18 protein-coding genes and 2 pseudogenes are annotated in these 21840 nt (G+C 63.7%); 2 read left to right on the forward strand and 18 right to left on the reverse strand.

What is annotated here, in order from left to right:
• Positions 1-10: 10 nt before the first annotated feature.
• From AC0L2Z_RS15345 to AC0L2Z_RS15385, 9 genes and pseudogenes are all read right to left on the reverse strand, one after another.
• Positions 11-1129: a branched-chain amino acid ABC transporter substrate-binding protein gene (locus AC0L2Z_RS15345; protein ID WP_473628594.1), complete on the reverse strand. Its 1119-nt coding sequence runs from the start codon at positions 1127-1129 to the stop codon at positions 11-13.
• Between the two features lie 139 nt (positions 1130-1268).
• Positions 1269-1616 (reverse strand): DUF6867 family protein, encoded by a 348-nt coding sequence (locus AC0L2Z_RS15350; RefSeq protein ID WP_027152865.1) that lies wholly within the window; start codon positions 1614-1616, stop codon positions 1269-1271.
• A 17-nt stretch (positions 1617-1633) separates the two neighbouring features.
• Complete coding sequence (locus AC0L2Z_RS15355; protein ID WP_287218932.1) at positions 1634-2362, reverse strand: ABC transporter ATP-binding protein; 729 nt, start codon at positions 2360-2362, stop codon at positions 1634-1636.
• A gap of 17 nt (positions 2363-2379) precedes the next feature.
• Positions 2380-3510: pseudogene (locus AC0L2Z_RS15360) on the reverse strand (ABC transporter ATP-binding protein); the annotation flags it as partial.
• Positions 3510-5003 (reverse strand): annotated as a pseudogene (gene livM, locus AC0L2Z_RS15365) (high-affinity branched-chain amino acid ABC transporter permease LivM); the annotation flags it as partial. The pseudogenes livM and AC0L2Z_RS15360, both read right to left, overlap by 1 nt.
• A 106-nt stretch (positions 5004-5109) precedes the next feature.
• Positions 5110-6012 carry a branched-chain amino acid ABC transporter permease gene (locus AC0L2Z_RS15370; RefSeq protein ID WP_023800038.1) on the reverse strand — a complete coding sequence of 301 codons (903 nt, stop codon included), beginning with the start codon at positions 6010-6012 and terminating at the stop codon, positions 5110-5112.
• Positions 6013-6349: 337 nt separating this feature from the next.
• On the reverse strand, positions 6350-7351 hold the full coding sequence (locus AC0L2Z_RS15375) for a 4-hydroxyproline epimerase (RefSeq protein WP_473628596.1): 1002 nt from the start codon (positions 7349-7351) through the stop codon (positions 6350-6352).
• 12 nt (positions 7352-7363) lie between these two features.
• Positions 7364-8701 carry an NAD(P)/FAD-dependent oxidoreductase gene (locus tag AC0L2Z_RS15380; protein ID WP_473628598.1) on the reverse strand — a complete coding sequence of 446 codons (1338 nt, stop codon included), beginning with the start codon at positions 8699-8701 and terminating at the stop codon, positions 7364-7366.
• 48 nt (positions 8702-8749) lie between these two features.
• Positions 8750-9643 (reverse strand): dihydrodipicolinate synthase family protein, encoded by an 894-nt coding sequence (locus AC0L2Z_RS15385; RefSeq protein ID WP_128173579.1) that lies wholly within the window; start codon positions 9641-9643, stop codon positions 8750-8752.
• Between the two features lie 69 nt (positions 9644-9712).
• Between AC0L2Z_RS15385 and AC0L2Z_RS15390 the strand changes: the two genes are divergently transcribed.
• The gene (locus AC0L2Z_RS15390) at positions 9713-10405 is read left to right on the forward strand and encodes a GntR family transcriptional regulator (RefSeq protein ID WP_084833754.1); all 693 of its coding nucleotides are present in this window, start codon (positions 9713-9715) and stop codon (positions 10403-10405) included.
• A 67-nt stretch (positions 10406-10472) separates the two neighbouring features.
• Here the strand turns inward: AC0L2Z_RS15390 and AC0L2Z_RS15395 are convergent, their stop codons facing one another.
• The 3 genes from AC0L2Z_RS15395 to AC0L2Z_RS15405 all read right to left on the reverse strand — a co-directional run bounded on the left by AC0L2Z_RS15395 (position 10473) and on the right by AC0L2Z_RS15405 (position 13099).
• A complete protein-coding gene (locus AC0L2Z_RS15395; protein WP_128173580.1) occupies positions 10473-10781 on the reverse strand; it encodes a hypothetical protein in 309 nt (102 codons plus the stop codon).
• 288 nt (positions 10782-11069) lie between these two features.
• Positions 11070-11369 (reverse strand): hypothetical protein, encoded by a 300-nt coding sequence (locus tag AC0L2Z_RS15400; protein WP_473628600.1) that lies wholly within the window; start codon positions 11367-11369, stop codon positions 11070-11072.
• 233 nt (positions 11370-11602) lie between these two features.
• The gene (locus tag AC0L2Z_RS15405) at positions 11603-13099 is read right to left on the reverse strand and encodes a CoA-acylating methylmalonate-semialdehyde dehydrogenase (protein ID WP_128173581.1); all 1497 of its coding nucleotides are present in this window, start codon (positions 13097-13099) and stop codon (positions 11603-11605) included.
• Positions 13100-13485: 386 nt separating this feature from the next.
• Here AC0L2Z_RS15405 and AC0L2Z_RS15410 point away from each other — a divergent pair, with 386 nt between their 5' ends.
• Positions 13486-14367: a LysR family transcriptional regulator gene (locus tag AC0L2Z_RS15410; protein ID WP_287224954.1), complete on the forward strand. Its 882-nt coding sequence runs from the start codon at positions 13486-13488 to the stop codon at positions 14365-14367.
• A 95-nt stretch (positions 14368-14462) separates the two neighbouring features.
• Here AC0L2Z_RS15410 and AC0L2Z_RS15415 read toward each other — a convergent pair whose 3' ends face one another.
• The 6 genes from AC0L2Z_RS15415 to AC0L2Z_RS15440 all read right to left on the reverse strand — a co-directional run bounded on the left by AC0L2Z_RS15415 (position 14463) and on the right by AC0L2Z_RS15440 (position 21726).
• Entirely contained in the window at positions 14463-15719 is a 1257-nt protein-coding gene (locus AC0L2Z_RS15415; RefSeq protein ID WP_473628602.1) for a D-amino acid dehydrogenase, read from the reverse strand.
• Positions 15720-15872: 153 nt separating this feature from the next.
• Positions 15873-17021 carry an alanine racemase gene (gene alr / locus AC0L2Z_RS15420; RefSeq protein WP_128173585.1) on the reverse strand — a complete coding sequence of 383 codons (1149 nt, stop codon included), beginning with the start codon at positions 17019-17021 and terminating at the stop codon, positions 15873-15875.
• Between the two features lie 90 nt (positions 17022-17111).
• A complete protein-coding gene (locus AC0L2Z_RS15425; protein WP_128173586.1) occupies positions 17112-17633 on the reverse strand; it encodes an RNA pyrophosphohydrolase in 522 nt (173 codons plus the stop codon).
• A 2-nt stretch (positions 17634-17635) separates the two neighbouring features.
• Positions 17636-18847, reverse strand: a complete 1212-nt coding sequence (locus AC0L2Z_RS15430; RefSeq protein ID WP_473535753.1) for a divergent polysaccharide deacetylase family protein — start codon at positions 18845-18847, stop codon at positions 17636-17638.
• A gap of 130 nt (positions 18848-18977) precedes the next feature.
• Positions 18978-20303: a S41 family peptidase gene (locus tag AC0L2Z_RS15435; protein WP_128173588.1), complete on the reverse strand. Its 1326-nt coding sequence runs from the start codon at positions 20301-20303 to the stop codon at positions 18978-18980.
• Between the two features lies 1 nt (position 20304).
• On the reverse strand, positions 20305-21726 hold the full coding sequence (locus AC0L2Z_RS15440) for a murein hydrolase activator EnvC family protein (RefSeq protein ID WP_236374570.1): 1422 nt from the start codon (positions 21724-21726) through the stop codon (positions 20305-20307).
• Positions 21727-21840 lie beyond the last annotated feature (114 nt).

A 21840-nucleotide genomic window follows, 5' to 3' on the forward strand; every position in this document is an offset into this window, starting at 1 on the left:
GTCGACAGGCTTACATCTTCTGGACGTAGGTGTATTTGCCGTCGTCGCCCTTCTTCCATTCGTACATGACGTAGCCAGGCAGCGTCGGATCGCCCTTCTCGTCGTAGGAAAGATCGCCCAGCACGGTCTTGAACGGGCCGTTGGCCTTGAGAGCCTTGGCAACTTCCATCGGATCGTTCGACTTGGCGGCTTTGGCGGCTCCCACGATCGCCTGCATGGCGGCGTAGGAATAAAGCGTGTAGGCCTCCGGCTCGAAGCCCTGCGCGCGGAACTTCTCGACCAGTTCCTTGTTCGCCGGGATCAGACGCGGATCCGGGCCGAACGTGTTCAGCGTGCCCGCAACCGCGTCACCGGCGATTGAGGCCAGTTCGTTCGACACGATGCCGTCGCCGGAAACCAGCGTGGCCTCGAGGCCCTGGTCAGCCACCTGGCGGATGATCAGTCCGGCTTCGGTGTGCAGACCACCCCAATAGATGATGGAAACGCCGGCTTGTTTCATCTTGGCGATCAACGCCGAGAAGTCCTTGTCGCCGATATTTACGCCTTCATACATGACTTCCGTCACGCCGGCAGCGTTCATCGCCTTCTTGGTCTCGTCGGCAAGGCCCTGACCATAGGTCGTCTTGTCGTGGACGACCGCGATCTTGGCATCCTTGAAGTTCTCCGCGAGATAGGCGCCGGCGATGCTGCCCTGCTGGTCGTCGCGTCCGCAGGTACGGAACGTGTTCCACAGGCCGCGCTCGGTGAACTGCGGGTTGGTCGCGGCCGGCGTGATCTCGAGGATGCCGTTCTCCGCGTAGACTTCCGATGCCGGGATCGAAACGCCCGAGTTGAAGTGGCCGACCACGAACTTGACGCCGTCGCCGACGAACTTGTTGGCGACCGAAATCCCCTGCTTCGGATCGGAGACGTCGTCGCCGACCGTGAGCTTGACCTGCTCGCCGTTGATGCCGCCGGCCGCATTGATGTCGGCGACAGCCTGTTCGGCGCCCTTCTGCAGCTGCGCGCCGAAGGCGGCATTCGGGCCGGTGATCGGACCGGCAACTCCGATCAGGACGTCAGCCCACGCGCTTCCGCTGAACGCGACGAGCGCGGTCAGGGCGACGGCGGACAAAAGTGATTTTCTCATGTAAAACGCTCCCATTTACAGAGTGGGCGTGGATGATGCTTTCATGCGATGCCCACCTTTACTCGCAGAAAGCGTACTTTGCCGATTTTCAGGCACTTGTCACGCCGATTCATCCGCGAAAAGGCGTTAATGATGAACGTCAACCTTTTGGTTTCCAACTCAAAAGCGATGCTCTTTCGTAGAGCCAGCTATACTGTGTCACCATCTGGTTGGTGCGCGTGTATTGATAGCCGATGAAGCCCAATATCATCAGGACGATGGTGTCGACGATGTAGTAGTGCAGCGAAAACATCGTGCCGCCGAACAGCGCGTGATGGATGAACCTTACGGCTATACCGAGGCCGAGCAAATAGGCGAACAATTGGACAACGCTGCGCCATGTCTGGGCGCAGGCCTTGCCCGTCATCCACGCCGCCCAGCCGCCAAGCAGGCAGGTGACGAAGAAGAACTGCCAGACCGAGGGTTCCTCATAGAGAATGCCCTGCATGATGAAGACTCCTGAACTCAGTGATGGCCGCCTTCGAGATAGGCGGCGCGCACGTCCGGATCGGCGAGCAGCTCCTTGCCGGTGCCGCTCATCGTCACGTTGCCGTTGACCATGACATAGCCGCGCGTGGCGAGCTTCAGCGCGCCGAAGGCGTTCTGCTCGACCAGGAACACGGTCAGCCCCTGCGTGCGGTTCAACTCGCGGATGGCGTCGAATATCTGCTTGACGATCAGCGGCGCCAGGCCTAGCGACGGCTCGTCGAGCAAGAGCAGTTTCGGCCGCGCCATCAGCGCACGTCCGATCGAAAGCATCTGCTGCTCGCCGCCCGACAGCGTGCCGCCGCGCTGGGCAATGCGTTCCTTCAGGCGTGGAAACAGCGTGAACACCTTCTCGACGTCCTCGTCGTAGTGGTTGAGGTTGTCGAGGCTGGCGCCCATCTGCAGGTTTTCCATCACCGTCATGCGCGGGAAGATGCGCCGGCCCTCCGGAGACTGGGCGATGCGCATGCGCGCGATCTCATGGGTCGGCAACTGGGTGATGTCGGTGCCGGCGAAGGTGATGGTGCCGGCCCGCGCCCGTGGAGCACCAAAAATGGTCATCATCAGCGTCGACTTGCCGGCGCCATTGGCGCCGATCAGCGCCACGATCTCGCCCTGCTTGACGGTGACATCGACGCCGTTCAGCGCCCTGATGTTGCCGTAGTAGGTCTGGACGCCCTTGATGTCGAGCAGCGTTGTGCCGGCCATCATTCATTCCCTCCGCCCCGGTTGGAGTCGCCCGGTGTCTTGGGCTTTGCCGGAGCCTTGGCGTCCGGCTTTGCCGCGGAGGATTTCGCGTCGGCTTCGGCCGGCGATGCGGGCCTTGCCGCCGCGCCCGGCCTTGCATCGACCTGCCCGGCTTTCGACGCGCCCTTCGACACCGTGACGCGTTCGCCCTCACTGTGTCCGACGGTGTCGATCACTGGCCCGGCGAAATACGAGGACGACGAGTCCGGACCGTGCGTCGAATCCGGGCCGGTGTCGAGTTGCTCGATGACGTCTTCGTCGCCGACCTCGATCAGCACCGTCTCGACGTCCTCGTCTTCGACCCCAAGATAGGCGGCGATGACACGCGGGTCGGTTCGCACCGCATGCGGACTGCCGTCCGAGATCTTGCGCCCGTATTCGAGCACCACGACATGGTCGGAAATCTGCATGACTACCGCCATGTCGTGCTCGATCAGCAGGATCGAGGTGCCGGTGTTGTCCTTGATGTCCATAAGGAGCGCGTTGAGCGCCATTGATTCCTTCGGATTGAGCCCTGCCGCCGGTTCGTCGAGGCAGAGCAGTTCCGGACCCGTGCACATGGCCCGCGCGATCTCCAGGCGCCGCTGCGCGCCGTAGGGCAAGTCGCCGGCCGGATCGTCGGCTCGATCGACGAGGTCGGCCTTTTCCAGCCAGTGCCTGGCGAGATCGATCGACTCGGCCGACGCCGTCCGGTAGCCGCTGAAGCCAAACAGGCCGAGGACAGTGTAGCCGGACGCCTTCATCAGCTTGTTGTGCTGCGCCACCAGCAGGTTCTCCAGCAGCGTCATGCCGGAAAACAGGCGGATGTTCTGGAAGGTGCGCGCCACCTTGGCTCGCGCCGGAATCTCATGGTTCGGCAGCCGTTCGAGCAGATAGCTCGAGCCGTCGCGCCGGTTGAGCGTGAGCATGCCCTCAGACGGCTTGTAGAAGCCGGTGATGCAGTTGAACACGGTTGTCTTGCCGGCGCCGTTCGGCCCGATCAGCGCGGTGATCTCGCCGCGCCTGGCCTGGAAGGACAGGTCGCCGATGGCGACCAGACCGCCGAACTTCATCGACAGATGTTCGACCTGCAGGATGGCATCGTTCACGGATGGGTTCGCATCGCTCATCAGCCGTGGCCCTCCTTGGTGAAGGAGCCGGATACAGCCCTGCTCTCCTTGAGAAAGGCTGTCGGTTCACGACTGCCGACGAAGCCGCGCGGCTTCCACAGCATGACGATGACCATGGCCATGCCGAACAGCAGCATGCGGTAGAGTTCCGGCGTGAAGTCGGGACCGAAGACCTGCTTCAGGAAATCGAGTTCGCGCAGCACCTCGGTGCCACCGATCATCACCATGGCGGCGACGGCGATGCCAACCAGCGAACCCATCCCGCCGAGCACGACGATGGCGAGGATGATGGCCGATTCCAGGAAGATGAAGGATTCGGGGCTGACGAAACCTTGCCGCGCGGCGAAGAACGAGCCGGCGAAGCCGCCGAACATGGCGCCGGTGGCAAAGGCGGTGAGCTTGGTGGTGGTGGTGTTGATGCCGAGCGAGCGGCAGGCGATCTCGTCCTCGCGCAGCGCTTCCCAGGCGCGGCCGACGGGCATGCGCCTGAGCCTTATGGTGACGAAGGCGGTGAGCAGGCAGAGCCCGAGGATCAGGTAGTAGAGGAAGATCTTGTAATAGGCGCTCGACGTGGCGATGTCCAAGACCTTGGCGATATAGTTCGGATCCGAGACGTTGAACGACATCAGTCCGAAAAACGTGACCTTGGGAATGCCGGAGATACCGGCCGAGCCGTTGGTAACCTCACGCCAATTGATCAGCACGAGACGAATGATCTCGCCGAAGGCCAGCGTCACGATCGCCAGGTAGTCGCCGCGCAGGCGCAGCACCGGAAAGCCGAGCAGCACCCCCCAGAAGGCGGCCATGGCGCCGGCGGCAGGCAGCAGGATCCAGAACGACAGGCCGTATTGCGTGCCGAGCAGCGCATAGGCATAGGCGCCGACTGCATAGAAGGCGACATAACCAAGGTCGAGCAGGCCGGCGAGGCCAACGACGATGTTCAGCCCCCAGGCCAGCATGACATAGATCAGGATCTGAATGCCGTAATTGTCGACCCATTTCAGAGAACCCTGGAACCCGGCGGCCACCGATCCTCCATACACAGCAAGCACCAGCACAACGATGATCGGGTAGAGCGCCAGTGCGGTTATGCCCAACGCCGAGAAATGGGCATGAATGAAGGTTCGGAAATAAAACATCACCGAGGCGAGGGCGTAGATGGTCGCCAGCGCTCTCAGGAACCGTGCATAACCGGCCAGGCCGGGCCCCAGCAATCCGTCAAGGGAGCCGGCAAGGAAAACCAGCACGGCCACTGTGACGATGGCAGCGATGAAATACGGCAGGCGGAAGAACCGCGCCGCCATGCTCTGCGGCAGCAGGCCGGTGGCGACGTCGACGATCTTCTGATTTGCCAGGAAAGGCTGTCCGTAGGCGACATAGAGAAAACGGCCGGCCATGGTCAGCACGACCACGACTGCAAGAAGCCACCAGCGCTGTACAAGGATCAGCTCGTTGGAGATGTTCTGATCGGTCCTCAGGCCGATGAACAGCACGAACAGGCCGAGCGCGATGGCGCCGGCATAAAGCGCTTCGCGGGTAGCGCGCTGCATGGGAGTGGCGACGATGTCGCGCTCCGGAGACGTGGTGACCGCCATGAACTCAGACCTTTTCGACTTCTGGCCGGCCGAGAATGCCGGAAGGCAGGAAGATCAGCACGATCGCCAGGATGGAAAAGGCCGCGACGTCCTTGTAGTCGATCGAGAAATAAGCCGACCACATGCTTTCGATGAAGCCGATCATGAGCCCGCCGAGCACGGCGCCGGGCAACGAGCCGATGCCGCCGAGCACGGCCGCGGTGAACGCCTTCACGCCCGGCGTGAAACCGTCGGAGAAGGCGATAACGCCATAATACATCAGAAACAGCGTGCCGGCGACGGCGGCGAGGGCCGCACCCATGACGAAGGTGATCGAGATGGTGCGGTCGACGTCGATGCCGAGCAACGCCGCCATCTTGCGGTCCTGCTCGCAAGCCCTTTGGGCTCGACCCAGCGAGGTCTTGTTGACCAGGTACCAGAACAGCGCCAACAGCAGCGCGGTGACGATGACGATGACGATTTGCTTCAGCGACACGCTGACGCCCTCGATATTATAGACCTTGGACACCATCGGCGGGATCGGCTTGTTGCGCGGCCCCTGCGTCACCTGGACGAAGTTCGACAGCGCGATCGACATGCCGATCGCGGTGATCAGCGGCGCCAGCCGGAACGACCCGCGCAACGGCCGGTAGGCTACCTTTTCGATCGTCCAGTTGTACAGGCTGGTCAACAGCATCGCGACGATCATCATGACCAGCAGCGCGATCACCACCGGCACCGAATAGAACATCGCGCCGAGGATGAGGAAGACGATGAGGGCGGCGAAGGCGCCGACCATGAAGATGTCGCCATGGGCGAAATTGATCATGCCGATGATGCCGTAGACCATCGTGTAGCCGATCGCGATCAGTCCATAGATCGATCCCAGCGTCAGCCCATTGATAAGCTGCTGGACAAAATACTGCATGCTGTCGTGGCTCCCCTGGAATGTCGCCCATGCAGACGCATTCCTTTTCGTATTTCCCCTAGTCGTAAAGTTTCGAGCCCGGATTGCAACGTCATTCTTTAATCGGCATGCGTGATTTTGAAGCACGCAATCGGATTGCCCGTTCTTCCCTTCCCGGCCTCTGGACTATCGCCGACCCTATCATTGGCCTAACGCAATGTCTTTGGCGATTCGTCGTCAAAATGCACGCTGCTTCGAAGGAATCGCCGTAAAAATAAGTTGATGAGCGGGATCGTTGCGCCGTCTGGGCAATCGATCCTTGCATTCTGTTCGATTCCCCTGCGTTAGGATTCTCTCTCTATTTGACGACGAATCCGTGCGCGAACGGATCGCGATCGTCGATGAAGATCGTGTTCAATCCGGTCATGCGCGCCCAGCCGCCGATCGAGGGGACGATCGCCGGCTTGCCCGCCACCGTGACTTCCTTCTCGACCCTGCCCTTGAACAGCGAGCCGATGATCGATTCGTGGACGAATTCGTCGCCGGTCCCAAGCTTGCCCTTGGCGTGAAGCTGCGCCATCCGCGCCGAGGTGCCGGTGCCGCAAGGCGAGCGGTCGATCGCCTTGTCGCCGTAGAAGACGGCGTTGCGTGCATCCGCCTGGCTGTCGGTCGGCGCACCCGTCCACAGTATGTGCGACAGCCGGCCGATGCCGGGATTCTCGGGATGCACGAAGGCGTATTTTTCGTTGAGCCGCTGCCGCACCACCGGGCTCCAGGCGATGAGGTCGCCGGCAGAGTGGTCGGCCATGTCGCGATAGGTCTTCTGCGGCTCGATGATGGCGTAGAAATTGCCGCCATAGGCGACATCGACGCTGATCTCGCCGAGCTGCGGACATTCGACAGTCAGACCCTCCGCATGGACGAAGGACGGCACGTTGGTGATGCGCACCTCCTCGACATATTCGCCGACCTGCCTGTACTCGGCGGTGACCAGGCCGGCCGGCGTGTCCAGCCTGAGCAAGCCCGGTGTCTTCGGCTTGACCAGCCCGTGCTCGATGGCCATCGTCACCGTGCCGATGGTGCCGTGACCGCACATTGGCAGGCAGCCCGAGGTTTCGATGAACAGGATGGCGATATCGCAATCGGGCCGCGTCGGCGGATAGAGGATCGAGCCGGACATCACGTCATGGCCGCGCGGCTCGAACATCAGCCCTGTTCGGATCCAGTCATATTCGGCCAGGAAATGCGCGCGCCGCTCCATCATCGTCGCGCCGTTGAGCAGCGGTCCGCCCCCGGCGACCAGCCGCACCGGATTGCCGCAGGTGTGACCTTCGATGCAGAAGAAGGAGTGGCGCGCCATTTCTAGATCCCGTCAGAAGCGGTTCGGAGAAAACGGAGACAGATCAAACACCGGATTTTGGCCGAGAATGAGATCGCGAACCAGGCGTCCGGTGGCAGCCGCCTGGGTGAGGCCGAGATGGCCGTGGCCGAAGGCATAGACTATCGTGCCGGCCCGCCTGGCGCCACCGATCACCGGCAGCGAATCCGGCAGCGATGGCCGCAATCCCATCCATTCGCGGCCGCCGGCCGGGTCAAGCCCCGGCAGGAATTTCTGTGCCTTGTCGAGCAGCGCTTTCGAGCGGACGTAGTTGGGCGGCCGCTCAATGCCGCCGAGCTCGACCGCGCCGCCGACGCGCACGCCGGTTTCAAGCGGCGTGACGACGAAGCCGTGGCCGGAGAAGATCAGTTGCCGCTTCACGTCGAAGGCGGTCTTCGGCAGCGTCGTGTTGTAGCCGCGCTCGGTCTCGAGCGGGATGCGGTCGCCGATATGTTTCGCCAGGAGATGCGACCAGGCGCCGGCGGCGATGACGAGGCATTTTGCCTGCCGCACCGTGCCGTCGGCCAGCGTCAATGTCGCGCCGTCCTGTCCCGCCCCGACGTGGTCGATCCGAGCCTTTTCGAAACGCGCGCCCTTGGTTTCGGCATAGGCCCAGATCGCTTTGCCAAATAATTTCGGATCCGTAACGGTCTTCCATCCCGGCACGAAAGTGCCCTTGACGAAACGCGGCGACAGGCCCGGCTGCAAGGCGGCGAGCGCATCGCCCTCGACATGGCTGAAGCCGATGCCGAACCGTTGCCTCGCCGCCCAGCCGGGCAGCGACGCCTTGAACTCGGCCTCGCTCTCGTAAAGTTCGAGCGAGCCGTCCTCGCGCAGCATATTTCCGGTGCCCGAGCGCGCCAACAGCCCGGCCCATTCGGCCTCGGCGAGCCGCATCATCCCGGCCTGCGCCGCGAGGCTGCCCGCGTAGCGGTCGCTTCGTCCGGCGCGCCAGAAGCGGATAAGCCAGGGCAGCAGCTTCGGCAGATAGGCCGGCGGGATGCTGAGCGGGCCGAGCGGATCGGCAAGCCATTTCGGCAAGTGCCTGATCATGCCCTTGTGGGCCAGCGGCAGCACATCGGAAAAGGCCAAGGCGGCGGCATTGCCGGAACTCGTTTCCTCGCAGATCCCCGTCCGATCGAAGATCGTGACGTTTCGCCCCGCCTCGGCCAGATAGGCGGCGACACAGATGCCGATGATGCCGGCGCCGATAATGGCGATGTCCTCACCTTCTCCCCGTTCACGGGGAGAAGGTGCCCGAAGGGCGGATGAGGGGCGGCGCCCCGCTTTTGCCGACTTGGAAATTCCTTGCACGTGGGCGCTGCCCCTCATCTGGCTGCCGCCATCTTCTCCCCGTAAACGGGGAGAAGAGAGCCTGCCTCAAAACCTCGGCAGCTCCGGCCGCGCCGCCAGCGCATCCCGGACGATCTTCTCGACCATCTTGCGGCGCTCGCCCGACAGCGGCTGGCGCGGCATGCGCACGCGGTCGTTGGTGTTGATCGCCAGGACTTCGGCGAGCTTGATGTTCTGCACCAGATAGGTCGACACGTCGAGGTCGAGCAGCGGCCGGAACCAGCGGTAGATTGTCAGCGCCTCCTCGCGGCGGCCCTGCTTCATCAATTGGTAGATCGCGACCGTCTCGCGCGGGAACGCGGTGACCAGCCCCGCCACCCAGCCGATGGCGCCGACCGACAGCGCCTCGAACGCCAGATTGTCGACGCCGGTGAACAAATCGTAGCGGTCGCCGAAGCGGTTGATGATTTCGGTCGAGCGGCGGATGTCGTCGGAGGATTCCTTGATGGCGACGAAGCGCTTGTCCTTCGCCAGTTCCTCCATCTGATCGACGGTGACGTCGACGCGGTAGGCAAGCCGGTTGGAGTAGATCATCACCGGCAGGTCGCCGGCCTCGGCGACGGCGCGCAGTGCGGCAACCGTCTCCTCCGCATTGGTGTGATAGATCGGGCTCGGCACCACCATCAGCCCGTTGGCGCCCTCTCTGGCGGCGCGGCGCGCGATCGCCGCCGCCTCGCGGGTGCCGGGTTCGTTGACAGTCAGCAGAACCGGCTTGCCGCCGGCGATCTTCTGCGCGGTCTTCAGCACGTCGATCTTCTCGTCATGCGAGAGCATCGGCCCCTCGCCGAGCGAGCCGCAGACGATGATGCCGTCGCAGCCAGCCTCCATCTGCAGCGCAAAGCAGCGTTCCATCTCGGCATGGTCGAGGCGGTCGTCCTCAGTGAATTTGGTCGTGACGGCGGGGAAAACTCCGGTCCACATAGCGGGTGCTCCATCTGATATATCAGTCGTATATTTATTAGGAAACGGACTGTCAACACGGATTTCGCTATGATATACCAAAAATATATCAGGAGCTCGCCTTTGATATTCAATGAAACAAGCCCGGCATTCGAGCCAGTGGCGGCGAAAGCCTACCGCGTGCTCGAGCACATGATCGTGACGCTCGAACTGGCGCCTGCAAGCTTCATCACCGAAGGCGCGCTGATCGACAGGCTGGGGCTCGGCCGCACGCCGGTGCGCGAGGCGATCCAGCGGCTGGCGTGGGAGGGACTGCTGGATGTCCGGCCGCGTGCCGGCATCGCCATTGCCCCGCTGCATCCCGGCGACTGGTTGCGCGTTCTCGATGCACGACGTGGCGTCGAGGTGGTTCTTGCCCGCTCGGCCGCCCGCTTCGTCACCCGCGAGGCGGCCGACCTGTTTCACGACGCGGCACTGGCCATGCAGAGGGCGGTGATATCGGGCAATGTGCTGGCCTTCATTCAGGCCGACAAGGCGCTCGACGAGGCGCTGGCGCTGGCGGCCGACAATCCCTTCGCCGCGCGGCTGGCGGCCCCGTTGCAGACCCACAGCCGCCGCTTCTGGTTCCGCTACAAGGCCGATACCGGGCTTGCCGAATCGGCCGAGCACCATGTCGCGCTGATCCGCTCGATCCTCGACGGCGACGAGGACGCCGCCGCCAAGGATGCCAAGCGCCTGATGGCGCTGCTGCGCGGCCATGCCGCGGCGGCCGCTACGCGATAGAGATCGGCAGCAAGCTTCGGCAGACTCTTTGAGTTCCGCCCACAGGCGCTGAGCATCGCTCAATTCGTCAGGCGTCCTGGTCGGTCGGGATCACCACGTTTTCCCAATGTTCGCCGGCCGCGACAATGCAGCTTCTGCCGGCGACGTCGGTGACGATGATCGTCCAGCTTCCGCTGTCGGCGACATAGACTTCCATAATCGCCATCTGACCGATCAGCCCGAAAGCAAACTGTCTTTCCTGGAACTGCTCGCTCAGGTGGGCGACGAGATCGCGATGTTCAACGCAGTATTGGGCGCTTGCGGCGTTCGTACCCACCGCCAATGCGCCAGCAAGAATGAGGGTTTTCAACCCAACCAACAGCGATTTGCGCGCCATAGGGCATCTCCTTTGCCATCACGCCCGGCAAAGGAAGAGCCCTCATTTTGCCGGAACGATCCAGGCCGGTCCCGACGTCATCATCATCGCGTCGTTCCTTTCCGTGTTCCGGTCTGTCATCAGCGGGGACGAATCAAAATGTTCCCACTATGTTCCATATATGGTGTCGGCAACAAAAAAGCGCAAGCAGGCGCCCGCTGGGGCGCCTGTGGATCCGTTTCATGGTCGTCGCCGAGAACCGCGGCCTGCGCGCGGCTATGCTAAGGCGGCTGCCACCCGCTAGGCGGCTCAGGTCCCTGGCAGCGCCGCTGTCTTCACCGCGCTCTCCCAGCCTTCACCCACCGAAACCACGCAGCTTTGACCGCGTGTGTCACTGGCGAGAATGGTCCAGGTGCCCTGATCGGAAACGAAGACTTCAACAATCACATTCGGATTGACGACGCCGATCGCGGCTGGATTTTCCCGGAACTTCTCGCCGAGCGCCTTGATCATGTCGGCTCGTGGCGCGCATTGTTCGGCCGCTGTTGCCGGGGCCGCGGAAAACGCGGCAGCCGCCGCGCCAAGTATCGACACCATGAGACGTGTCATCTCACACCTCCTTGCGCCGGCCGTACCCCCCGAAGCTGTCGTCAGCGCCGTTGGTCGATCTGCCGCGTCTCCTTTGCGGCAGGATTGCAAGTTAAGGCTTCTGCTGTCCGCCTGGTTCCATCACATTAGCGTTCAGGCATACACGCGGCCGCGACCGGTCAGCAAAAAGGCCCGGTTTCTGGCCGGGCCTTTTTCGTCTTCAATCATAAAATCTGGAGCTGTTTGTCGACTGGCTAATTCATCGTCGGGATGACGAACTCGGCCCCGTCCTTCACACCTGACGGCCAGCGCGAGGTCACCGTCTTGGTCTTGGTGTAGAACCGGAATGCGTCCGGTCCGTGCTGGTTGAGGTCGCCGAAGGAAGACGCTTTCCAGCCGCCGAACGTATAGTAGGCGATCGGCACCGGGATCGGCACGTTGATACCGACCATGCCGACCTGGACCCTCGAGGCGAAATCGCGGGCGGCATCGCCGTCGCGGGTGAAGATGGCGACGCCGTTGCCCATTTCGTGATCGTTGGCGAGCTTGATCGCGTTCTCGTAGGTCGGCGCACGCACTACCGAGAGCACCGGCCCAAAAATCTCTTCCTTGTAGATGCGCATATCGGCGGTCACGTTGTCGAACAGGCAGCCGCCCATATAGTAGCCGTTCTCATAGCCCTGCATGGAAAAGCCGCGCCCGTCGACGACCAGCTTGGCGCCTTCCCTGACGCCGATGTCGACATAGCCCTTGACCCGTTCCAGCGCCTGCGCCGTCACCAGCGGGCCGAAATCGGCGGACGAATCCGTCGATGGGCCGACCTTCAGGCTTTCGACGCGCGGCACCAACTTTTCCATCAGCCGATTGGCGGTATCGTTGCCGACCGGGACAGCCACCGAGATCGCCATGCAGCGCTCGCCGGCAGAGCCGTACCCGGCGCCGATCAGCGCGTCGACGGTCTGGTCCATGTCGGCGTCGGGCATGATGATCATGTGGTTCTTGGCGCCGCCGAAGCACTGCACGCGCTTGCCAGCCGCGCAGCCGCGCGAATAGATGTACTGGGCGATCGGCGTCGAGCCGACGAAGCCGATGGCCTTGATATCGGGATCGTCGAGGATGGCGTCGACCGCCTCCTTGTCGCCGTTGACGACGTTGAGAATGCCCGCTGGCAGGCCGGCCTCGATGAACAGTTCGGCGATGCGCATCGGCACGCCCGGGTCGCGCTCCGAAGGCTTCAGGATGAAGGCGTTGCCGCAAGCGATAGCCGGCGCGATCTTCCACAACGGGATCATCGCCGGAAAATTGAACGGCGTGATGCCGGCAACGACGCCGAGCGGCTGGCGCATCGAATAGACGTCGATGCCGGGGCCGGCGCCGTCGGTGAACTCGCCCTTCATCATGTGCGGCGCGCCGATGCAGACCTCGACCACTTCCAGGCCGCGCTGGATGTCGCCCTTGGCGTCAGCGATGGTCTTGCCGTGCTCGCGCGCCAGAATGTCGGCCAGCGCATCATATTCCCGGGAGACCAATTCGAGGAATTTCATCAGGACGCGCACGCGCCGCTGCGGATTGGTCGCCGCCCAGCCGGGCTGCGCCGCCTTGGCGTTCTCCACGGCTGCGCGCAGCTCCGCCTGCGAAGCCAGCGCCACGGTGCCGCGCACCGTGCCGTCCATCGGCTGCATGAGGTCTTGCTTGCGGCCGCTGGTCCCGGCGACACGCTTGCCGCCGATGAAATGACCGTAGTCGATCATGGTTTTCTCTCCCTGTATTTGTGATGCGGCATTGTCCGCCTTTGCGCCGCCGATGGCAACGTGAGCGGAAACGCAACCGTTGTGCGGCAAATAGAGTGCGCTTGACTGAGGAGCATCAATTCCCGCAAATGATAGTGCCACCTCAAGGAATGACAGGTTGAGTTCCTTCGCGCCCCCCTCTGTCCTACCGGACATCTCCCCCTCTAGGGGGGAGATTGCGCTGTCATCTTTGCCTTCGCCAAACATCGACGCTGTTAAGGAAGAGCTGTCAGCGGAGCTGCCAATCTCCCCCCTTGAGGGGGAGATGCCAAGTTTTGGCAAGGAGGGCAGGACAGAGGGGGGTGCCACGGAACGCAACGTCGACGATTGTCATCCGGACCCTCCTCATGAACTGGGATGACGTCCGCATCTTTCTTGCGGTGGCGCGTGCCGGCCAGATACTTGGCGCGGCCAAGCGGCTGGAGCTGAACCACGCCACTGTCTCGCGCCGCGTCGCCGCGCTCGAGGATGCGCTGCGCACAAAACTCTTTCGCCGGCTGACCACCGGCAGCGAGTTGACGCCGGCGGGCGAGCGTTTCCTCGACATCGCCGAGCGCATGGAAGGCGACATGATCGCCGCGCGCGCGACCGTGGCGGGCGAAGGCGACGACGTCTCCGGCACCGTGCGCATCGGCGCGCCTGATGGTTTCGGCGTTGCCTTCCTGGCCAAACGACTCGGCGCACTGACGGCGCTTCACCGCGAACTCACCATCCAGTTGGTGCCGGTGCCGCGTTCCTTCTCGTTGTCCAGGCGCGAGGCCGACATCGCCATCACCGTGGAGCGACCGACCGAAGGCAGGCTGGTGGCGGGAAAGCTGGTCGATTACACGCTCGGCCTGTTCGCGTCCCGCGCCTATGCCGACGCGCATGGCCTGCCGCAGACGCCGGCCGAGCTTGGCCGACACACGCTGATCGGCTATGTGCCGGACCTCATCGTCAGCCCCTCGCTCGACTATGCGGCCGAGTTCAGTGCCGACTGGCGCACGAGCTTCGCCATCTCCTCGGCGCTCGGCCAAGCCGAAGCGGTGCGCTCCGGCGCCGGCATCGGCATCCTGCACACTTTTGTCGCCCACTCGATGCCGGAACTGGTGGCCGTCGACATCGTCGCGCCCATTCGCCGCGCCTACTGGCTGGTCTATCACGAATCGGTCAGGCCGCTGCGCCGCGTCCAGATCGTCGCGAGCTTCATCACCAGGGCGGTGGAACGGGAGCGGAGCCTGTTCGTCTGACGATATTTTCTCTGACGCGGCGAGGTGTGCTGGAGACTGATCCCGAGTCACGCGGCAAGTTCCTCCGCTCAAATGCGTGAAGAATCCTTCCGATCCTACCGCTGGTATCGCTCCGATCCGAGATCGCGGACATCGATGTCCGGCACCCGGCTGGAAATGATGTCGGCCAGGACCTTGGCCGAGCCGCAGGCCATCGTCCAGCCGAGCGTGCCGTGGCCGGTGTTGAGATAGAGGTTGGAAAACTCGGTGCGGCCGATCAGCGGCGGCCCGTCCGGCGTCATCGGCCGCAACCCGCACCAGAAGGTCGCCGACCGCATGTCGCCGCTGCCCGGAAAAAGGTCGCCGAGCGAATGTTCGAGCGTGCGCCGCCGCGATTCATGCAGCGTCAGGTCAAAGCCGGAAATCTCCGCGGTGCCACCGACGCGGATGCGATCGCCGAGCCTGGTGATCGCCACCTTGTAAGTCTCGTCCATCACCGTCGAGACCGGTGCTGCGGCAGCATCCTTGATCGGCACGGTGATCGAATAACCCTTGACCGGATAGACCGGGATAGGTCGTTTCAGATAGCGCATGAACTTTGCCGAATAGCTGCCCATCGCCATCACATAGGCGTCGGCGGCCTCCCATCCCTTGCTCGTATTGATGTTGGCGATCTGGTTGCGCTTGCGCACGATGCGCCTGATCGACGTGTCGTATTCAAAGGTGACGCCGCGCGCTGCGCAGAGCTCTGCCAGACGGTCAGTGAACATCTTGCAGTCACCGGTCTCGTCGCCCAGCAGCCGCAGACCGCCGACGAGCTTTTCACGGATCCCTGCCAAGCCCGGCTCGGCCGCGATGCAGCCGTCGGGATCGAGGATCTCGTAGGGGACGCCATATGTCTTCAGCACCTCGACATCGCCGGCTGTGCCATCGAGCTGCTGTTGCGTGCGAAAAAGCTGCAGCGTTCCCTTGCTGCGCTCGTCATAGGCGATGCCGGTCGCCTCGCGCAGCGCTTTCAGCGTGTCGCGGCTGTATTCGGCCAAAGGCACCATGCGCGACTTGTTCACCGCATAGCGCTCGGCGGTGCAGTTGCGCAGCATCCTGACCAGCCAAATCCACATATGTGGATCGAGAGTCGGCCGCACCACCAGAGGACCATGCTTCATCAGCAGCCATTTGATCGCCTTCAGCGGGACGCCGGGACCGGCCCAGGGCGAGGCGTAGCCTGGCGAGATCTCGCCGGCATTGGCAAAGCTGGTTTCCAGCGCCGGGCCCTTCTGGCGGTCGATCACCGTCACTTCATGGCCGGCCTCGGCCAGGTAATAAGCAGTGGTGACCCCGACGACGCCGCCACCCAGCACGAGGATCTTCATCGCATAGCTCTCCAGAACGATGTCTTGTCAGCGGGCGCATCGTGGCTTTCTGTCTGCCGGATTTTACCGCGTCCGCCAAGTGCCCAAGCATGTCGCCCAAAAGTAGGCAGGAGGTTTTGGGACGACGACACATGCCTAAAAAAAGCCCGCGCGCTATCCATTCACATAGCGCCGGTGAAAGCGGTGTCCGAGGCTGGTCAGGATTTCATAGCCGATGGTGCCGGCATGGCCGGCCGCCTGGTCGACCGTCTGCGACGGGCCGATCAGTTCGACGAGGTCGCCCGCCTTCAGCCTGCCGGGCGGCAGGGCCGAAATGTCGAGGACGATCGAATCCATCGACACACGGCCCAGGAACGGCAAGCGCACATTTTCGAACCAGGCGGCCGAGGCCGCACGTCGATGCCAGCCGTCGGCATAGCCAAGCGAGATCGTTGCGGCGATCAGCGAATCGGTGACGTGAAAAATATGGCCATAGCCGACGCCGGCTCCCCTCTCGAGGCTGCGCGTCTGGATGATTTTTGCTTGAAGCCGCATCACCGGCAGCACCGGATTTTCCTGCGCAGGCGTCGGATTGATGCCGTAGAGCGCCGCACCGGGTCGGGCGAGGTCGTAGTGAAAGGACTGCCCAAGAAAGATACCGGAGGAATTGGCGAGCGAGGCCGGCGCATTTGGCAGCATCCTGCGCAGCCTCTCGAATTCCAGCCGCTGCTGCTCGTTGGCCGGATGTTCGGGCTCGTCGGCGCGAGCGAGATGGCTCATCACGATGGTGACGTCGATACCATCGAAAGCCTGCGGGTCGGCAGCGACGGCCTCCACCTCGGCTGCCGCCATGCCGAGCCGCGACATGCCGCTGTCGACCTGGATTGCAGCCTTGAGCTTGTGGCCGGCCCGCTGCGCCGCCGCGCGCCAGGCGGCGAGCTGGCCGGCGCTGTTGATGACCACGCCCAGCTCCGCTGCGACGGCTTCACTTTCGGCGCCCGGCTGAATGCCGTTCAGCACATAGATCGCCGCCCGTGCGCCGAGCGCCTGGCGCAACAAGGCACCCTCGGCCAGATGCGCGACAAAAAAAACGGCGCAGCCTTCGGCCGCCAGCGCCGCGGCCACCTGCGGCCCGCCGAGCCCGTAGCCGTCGGCCTTGACGACACCGGCGCAGCCGACACCGCCCAACCGCGCCTTGAGCCGCCGGTAATTTTCGCGGATGGCGCTGAGATCGACGGTCAATATGGCGCCGGCCGCCGCTTCGCTGATCGGCGCGGCTTTGACGGCCCTTTCAGAAAGAGATTTTTTGGAAGTGCCGTTCATGCCAATCCCGTCTGCAGCGGATCGGCCATCAATAAGGCCACCGCGCCGACGCGGCAACCGTGGTCGGCGCGAGCGCGGCTTGCGCCAGGCCTACGCAACCAGATGCCGGAATGCCACAACCACGTCCTCATAGACCTGACGCTTGAACGGAACGATCAGGTCGGGCAATTCCTCCATTGACCGCCAGGCCCATCTGTCGAACTCGGCGGTGTGGCCGCCCGGCGGGGGATTGATCTCAATCTCGCTCAAATCGCCGTGAAAGCGGAAGGCGAACCATTTTTGCGTCTGGCCACGATACTTTCCCTTGAAGGCGACGCCGACCAGATGGGCCGGCAGGTCGTAAAATATCCAGTTCGGCGCCTCATCCAGCAACGAGACGCTGCGCATGCCGGTTTCTTCGTAGAGTTCCCGCTGTGCCGCCTGCAGCGGCTCTTCGCCCTTGTCGATGCCGCCCTGCGGCATTTGCCAGAGCTGCGTCGTGCCGGCGAATTCGCTGTCCGGCTCGGCAATGCGATGCCCGACCCAGACCAGCCCGTCTCCGTTGAGGACCATCGCTCCGACGCAGCGACGATAGGGCAGCGTCTCGGGGTCGACCGGTTTTTTCTTCGCCATGCTCAACCTTTTTCCGGATCCACCGCCACTGCCGAAATCGGCACGATCTCGATGCCGCGCTTCTTGGCCTCGATCACCCAGGACGACACGGTGTCGACCGTCAGGTCGAAGGCCGAGCCGATGCCGACGGCAAAGCCTTTCGCCCGCGCGGTTGCTTCCAGTTCGTCCAGCTTCTTCAATATGGCGCCGCGGTCACGCACGGCGTCGATCGACGTGTCGCCGGCGGCGAACGGCACACCGTTCTTCAACGCCAGTTCGGGCGCCAGGCTGCGTGCCGACGAACCGTCGTCGACATAGGCCAGGCCGCGCCTGCCAAGCTCGGCCATCAGTGGCCCCATCGCCGCCGCATCGGCCGAAAAACGAGCGCCCATATAGTTCATGACGCCGGTGTAATTGGTCGTCCGCGACAGCGCCCAGCGCAAATTCTCCAAATTCTCGTCGGGTGTCGCCACGACCGTCAGCGTGTTGCGGCCGGGATTGACATTCGGATAATCGAACGGTTCGAGCGGCACCTGCATGACGATCTCATGGCCGCTCTGCCGCGCCGCCTGCATCCAGCGGCCGATGCTGTTGCCCTGCGGCGCGAAGCCCAGCGTCACTTCGGCCGGCAGCTTGGCGATGGCAGCCTGCGTGCCGGTCTGTGACACGGCAAGCCCGCCGATGACGATCGCCACGCGCGCACCGCGCGCGCCGGACCATGGTCGCGCATAGACATCGAACGGCCGCCTGCCGTCGGCAGCACGAACCGGCAATGGACCGGTTTCGCCAGACTCGACCAGTGCCCTGTCGGGAATATGCGCGATCCTCAGGTTCTGGCCGGTCGTCGAAGGGTCGTGGATGACGATGGCCCCGGGCGGACCGTCGCCCGCTTCGGTCTGCATGTGGATGATCTGCGGCCCGCCCGTCTTGGATCCGCTTGCCTTGGACCCGCCCGTCTTGGGTATGCTCGCCTTGGACGCTGCTTCGGCCTTCGGCGCCGGTTCAGTGACCGGCGCTGCGGGTTCGACCACGGCTGTCGCCTTCGGCGTCGAAACGGCGACTTCTTCCGGCTTTCGAAACGGCCTTTCACGCAGCGCAATCGCCCCGGAGACGCCGATCACGGCCAGCACCACGACAGTGGCCGCGACCACGCCAGCGCTGATCCTGCGGGCCACGCGCGGCGGCCGGACGGCCTGCCCGAGTGGGCGTTCGATGTCACTACCGATGTCAGCCAAGCCGCATCCCCAGCCGCGGTCCCCGAATCAAACTGCCGAGGCCTTGCAGCCCCGGCAGCATTACATCGCTTCGATCAGGCAGCCAGACCTGTTGTCCGGCTGATCGACTTTTACTGGTTCAGCACGGCCCCTACTGGTTCAGCACAGCCTTGTCCGGATTCGGCGGGAACGCCGGATCGGTCTTCTCGCCGCGCAGCAACTGCTGGGCGAAGATGAGCTGCAGATCGTCCTTCGGCTCCGGCGGCACATAGGCTGCCGAGCCTGAACCGGCATCGCCCTCCTCGCTGCCCTTGATGTGGCCCTTCAGGTCCGACTCGCCGCGCGTCAGGTCCCTGCCCTGCAGGTCCGGCGGCAACGGCTGGTCGACCTTGATGTCGGGCGTGATGCCCTTGCCCTGGATCGACTTGCCGGACGGCGTGTAATAGAGCGCCGTTGTCAGGCGCAGCGCGCCGTTCTCGCCGAGCGGGACGATGGTCTGCACCGAACCCTTGCCGAACGACTGCGTGCCGACGACCGTGGCGCGGCGCAAATCCTGCAGCGCGCCGGCGACGATTTCGGACGCACTGGCCGAGCCGCCATTGACGAGCACGACCAGCGGCTTGCCGTCGATATCATCGCCCGGCCGCGCGTCGAAGCGGGTGACGTCCTTCGGATCGCGGCCGCGCGTCGAGACGATCTCGCCACGGTTGAGGAAGGCGTCGGACACGCTCACCGCCTGATCGAGCAGCCCGCCCGGATTGAGGCGCAGATCGAGCACGTAGCCCTTGAGCTTTTCCTTCGCCACCTGCTTCTCGATGGTTTCGATGGCGCTCTCGAGATCATCATGGGTCTTTTCGGTGAAGGAGGTGATCTTGATGTAGCCGATGTCGTTCTCGACCCGGAACTTGACCGCCTTGACCTTGATGATGTCGCGCACCACCGTCAGTTCAATCGGCTTGTCGGCGCCCTGACGCAGGATGGTGAGCTTGATCGGCGTGTTGACCAGCCCGCGCATCTTCTCGACCGCATCGTTGAGGCTCAGGCCGCGAACCTCCTCGCCGTCGATCTTGGCAATATAGTCGCCGGCAAGCACGCCCGCCTTGGCAGCCGGCGTATCGTCGATCGGCGTGATCACCTTGACCAGGTCGTTCTCCATGGTGACCTCGATGCCGAGGCCGCCGAACTCGCCCTTGGTCTGCACGCGCATGTCCTGCGCCTCTTCGGCGTTCATATAGGAGGAGTGCGGGTCGAGCGAGGTAAGCATGCCGTTGATGGCGTTTTCGACCAGCGACTTGTCGTCGGGCGGCGTCACATATTGCGCCCGCACCCGCTCGAAAATATCACCGAAGATCGCCAGTTGCTTATAGGTCTCGGAGCCCGCAGCGTTCGCCGTCGAGCCGGGCGCGCCATAGACCAGGCTCATCGCGGATGCGCCCATCAGCGCACCGGCAAACAGAAGCGACAGTTTCCGCATCATCTCACGTCCTTCCAGACAAACGGTCCGCCCACCATGGGGTCGGATCGACGGGTTTTCCATCCTTGCGGAACTCAACATAGAGTTCCGGCGTGGCATTTCCATTCTTCGATGCCGAGGTGCTCGCCACCCGGGCCTCTCCCATCGCGCCGACCGGCTCTCCTGCGAGCACCGACTGGCCAGACGCGACGCTGATTCTGCTCATCCCCGCGAGAACGACATGATAGCCGTCACCTGCGTTCAGGATCAAGAGTTGACCATAAGAGCGAAAAGGTCCCGCATAAAGTACATTTCCGTCCGCCGGCGCGGTGACGATGGCTCCCGATTGTGTCGCAACCATGTCACCGAGCATCACTGCGCCGTTACCGTCGCTGGCCCCGAACCGCCGCTTGATCTTGCCGGTGACTGGCAACGCGATCTGCCCCTGAAGCGCCGAAAACGGCGCAGCGGCGGTGAGCCGGTTGGCTTCCGGCACCGGCAGGGCCGCCAGTTCCGTCTGTTCCGGCGCCTTCTGTGCCGGAGCCGTCTGCGCCGGAGCCCCCAGTGCCGGGGCCTTGTCGGCACCCGCTGCCTTCTGCTCCGCGGCTTTCTGTTCGGCGGCTTTCTGCTCGGCGGCCTTCTGCTCGGCTGCCTTCGCCGCGTCCGCAGCCTTGCGGGCCTTGTCGGCCTCGAGCGAGGCGATCAGTTCCTTCAGGCTGCCGGCCTTGGCCGCCAGTGCTGCGGATCGCTGCTTTTCCGCCGCCAGGGCCGTTTGCGTCTCGGCCTCGAGCTTCTGCTTGGCTTCGAGCAGCATGCCGAGCCGCTTCTTTTCCGCCGTCTGCTCGGCGACTGCCGCCGTCAGCCGCGCCCGCTCCGCCTCGATCGAGGCCGTCACCCGTGACTGCTCCTTGAGTTCCGCCAGCAATATCTCGGTCTGCTGGCGCAGTTCCGGCACTACGGCGCCGAGCAGAATGGCGCTGCGCACCGACGACAGCGCGTCCTCCGGCTTGACCAGGATGGCCGGCGGCGGATTGAGCCCCATGCGCTGCAGCGCGGCCAGCACCTCGGCCAGAACGTCGCGTCTGGCAGCCAGTGAGGCACGGATTTTCTGCTCGTCGCCCTTCAGCCCTTCCAGCTTGGCACCGATGTCCTCGATGTCCTGGCCGAGCTTCTGCTCGGTCATCGCCGACTGGATCAGCGCCGCGGTGATCGAGGCATGGTCCTTCTTGACCGTCGCCATGTCGGCGGCGAGCTTGGCCAGCCGCTCCGACGACAGTGTGATCTCCTGCGATATCCGTTCGTATTCGGCGCGGCTCTGGTCCGGGTCGGGCGCCATGTCGAGCCTGCTCTGCGCCCGCGCGGCACCGAGCGACAGCATAAGCACCGCCGCTGCCAAGCCGCAGCCTGCGCGCCAAAAGCCCGTTCGCGATTTCCAACCTTCAGCCATTGAAGCCCGACTCTATGCGTGGCTTCGTTAACGAACAATCAACCATGTTCGAGAGCCCGCCGACCGAAAACAGCCTCGTGACGCATTGAGGCGAAAATCCGGGCGGCTCACGCC

The organism is Mesorhizobium sp. WSM4850 (assembly GCF_055811735.1).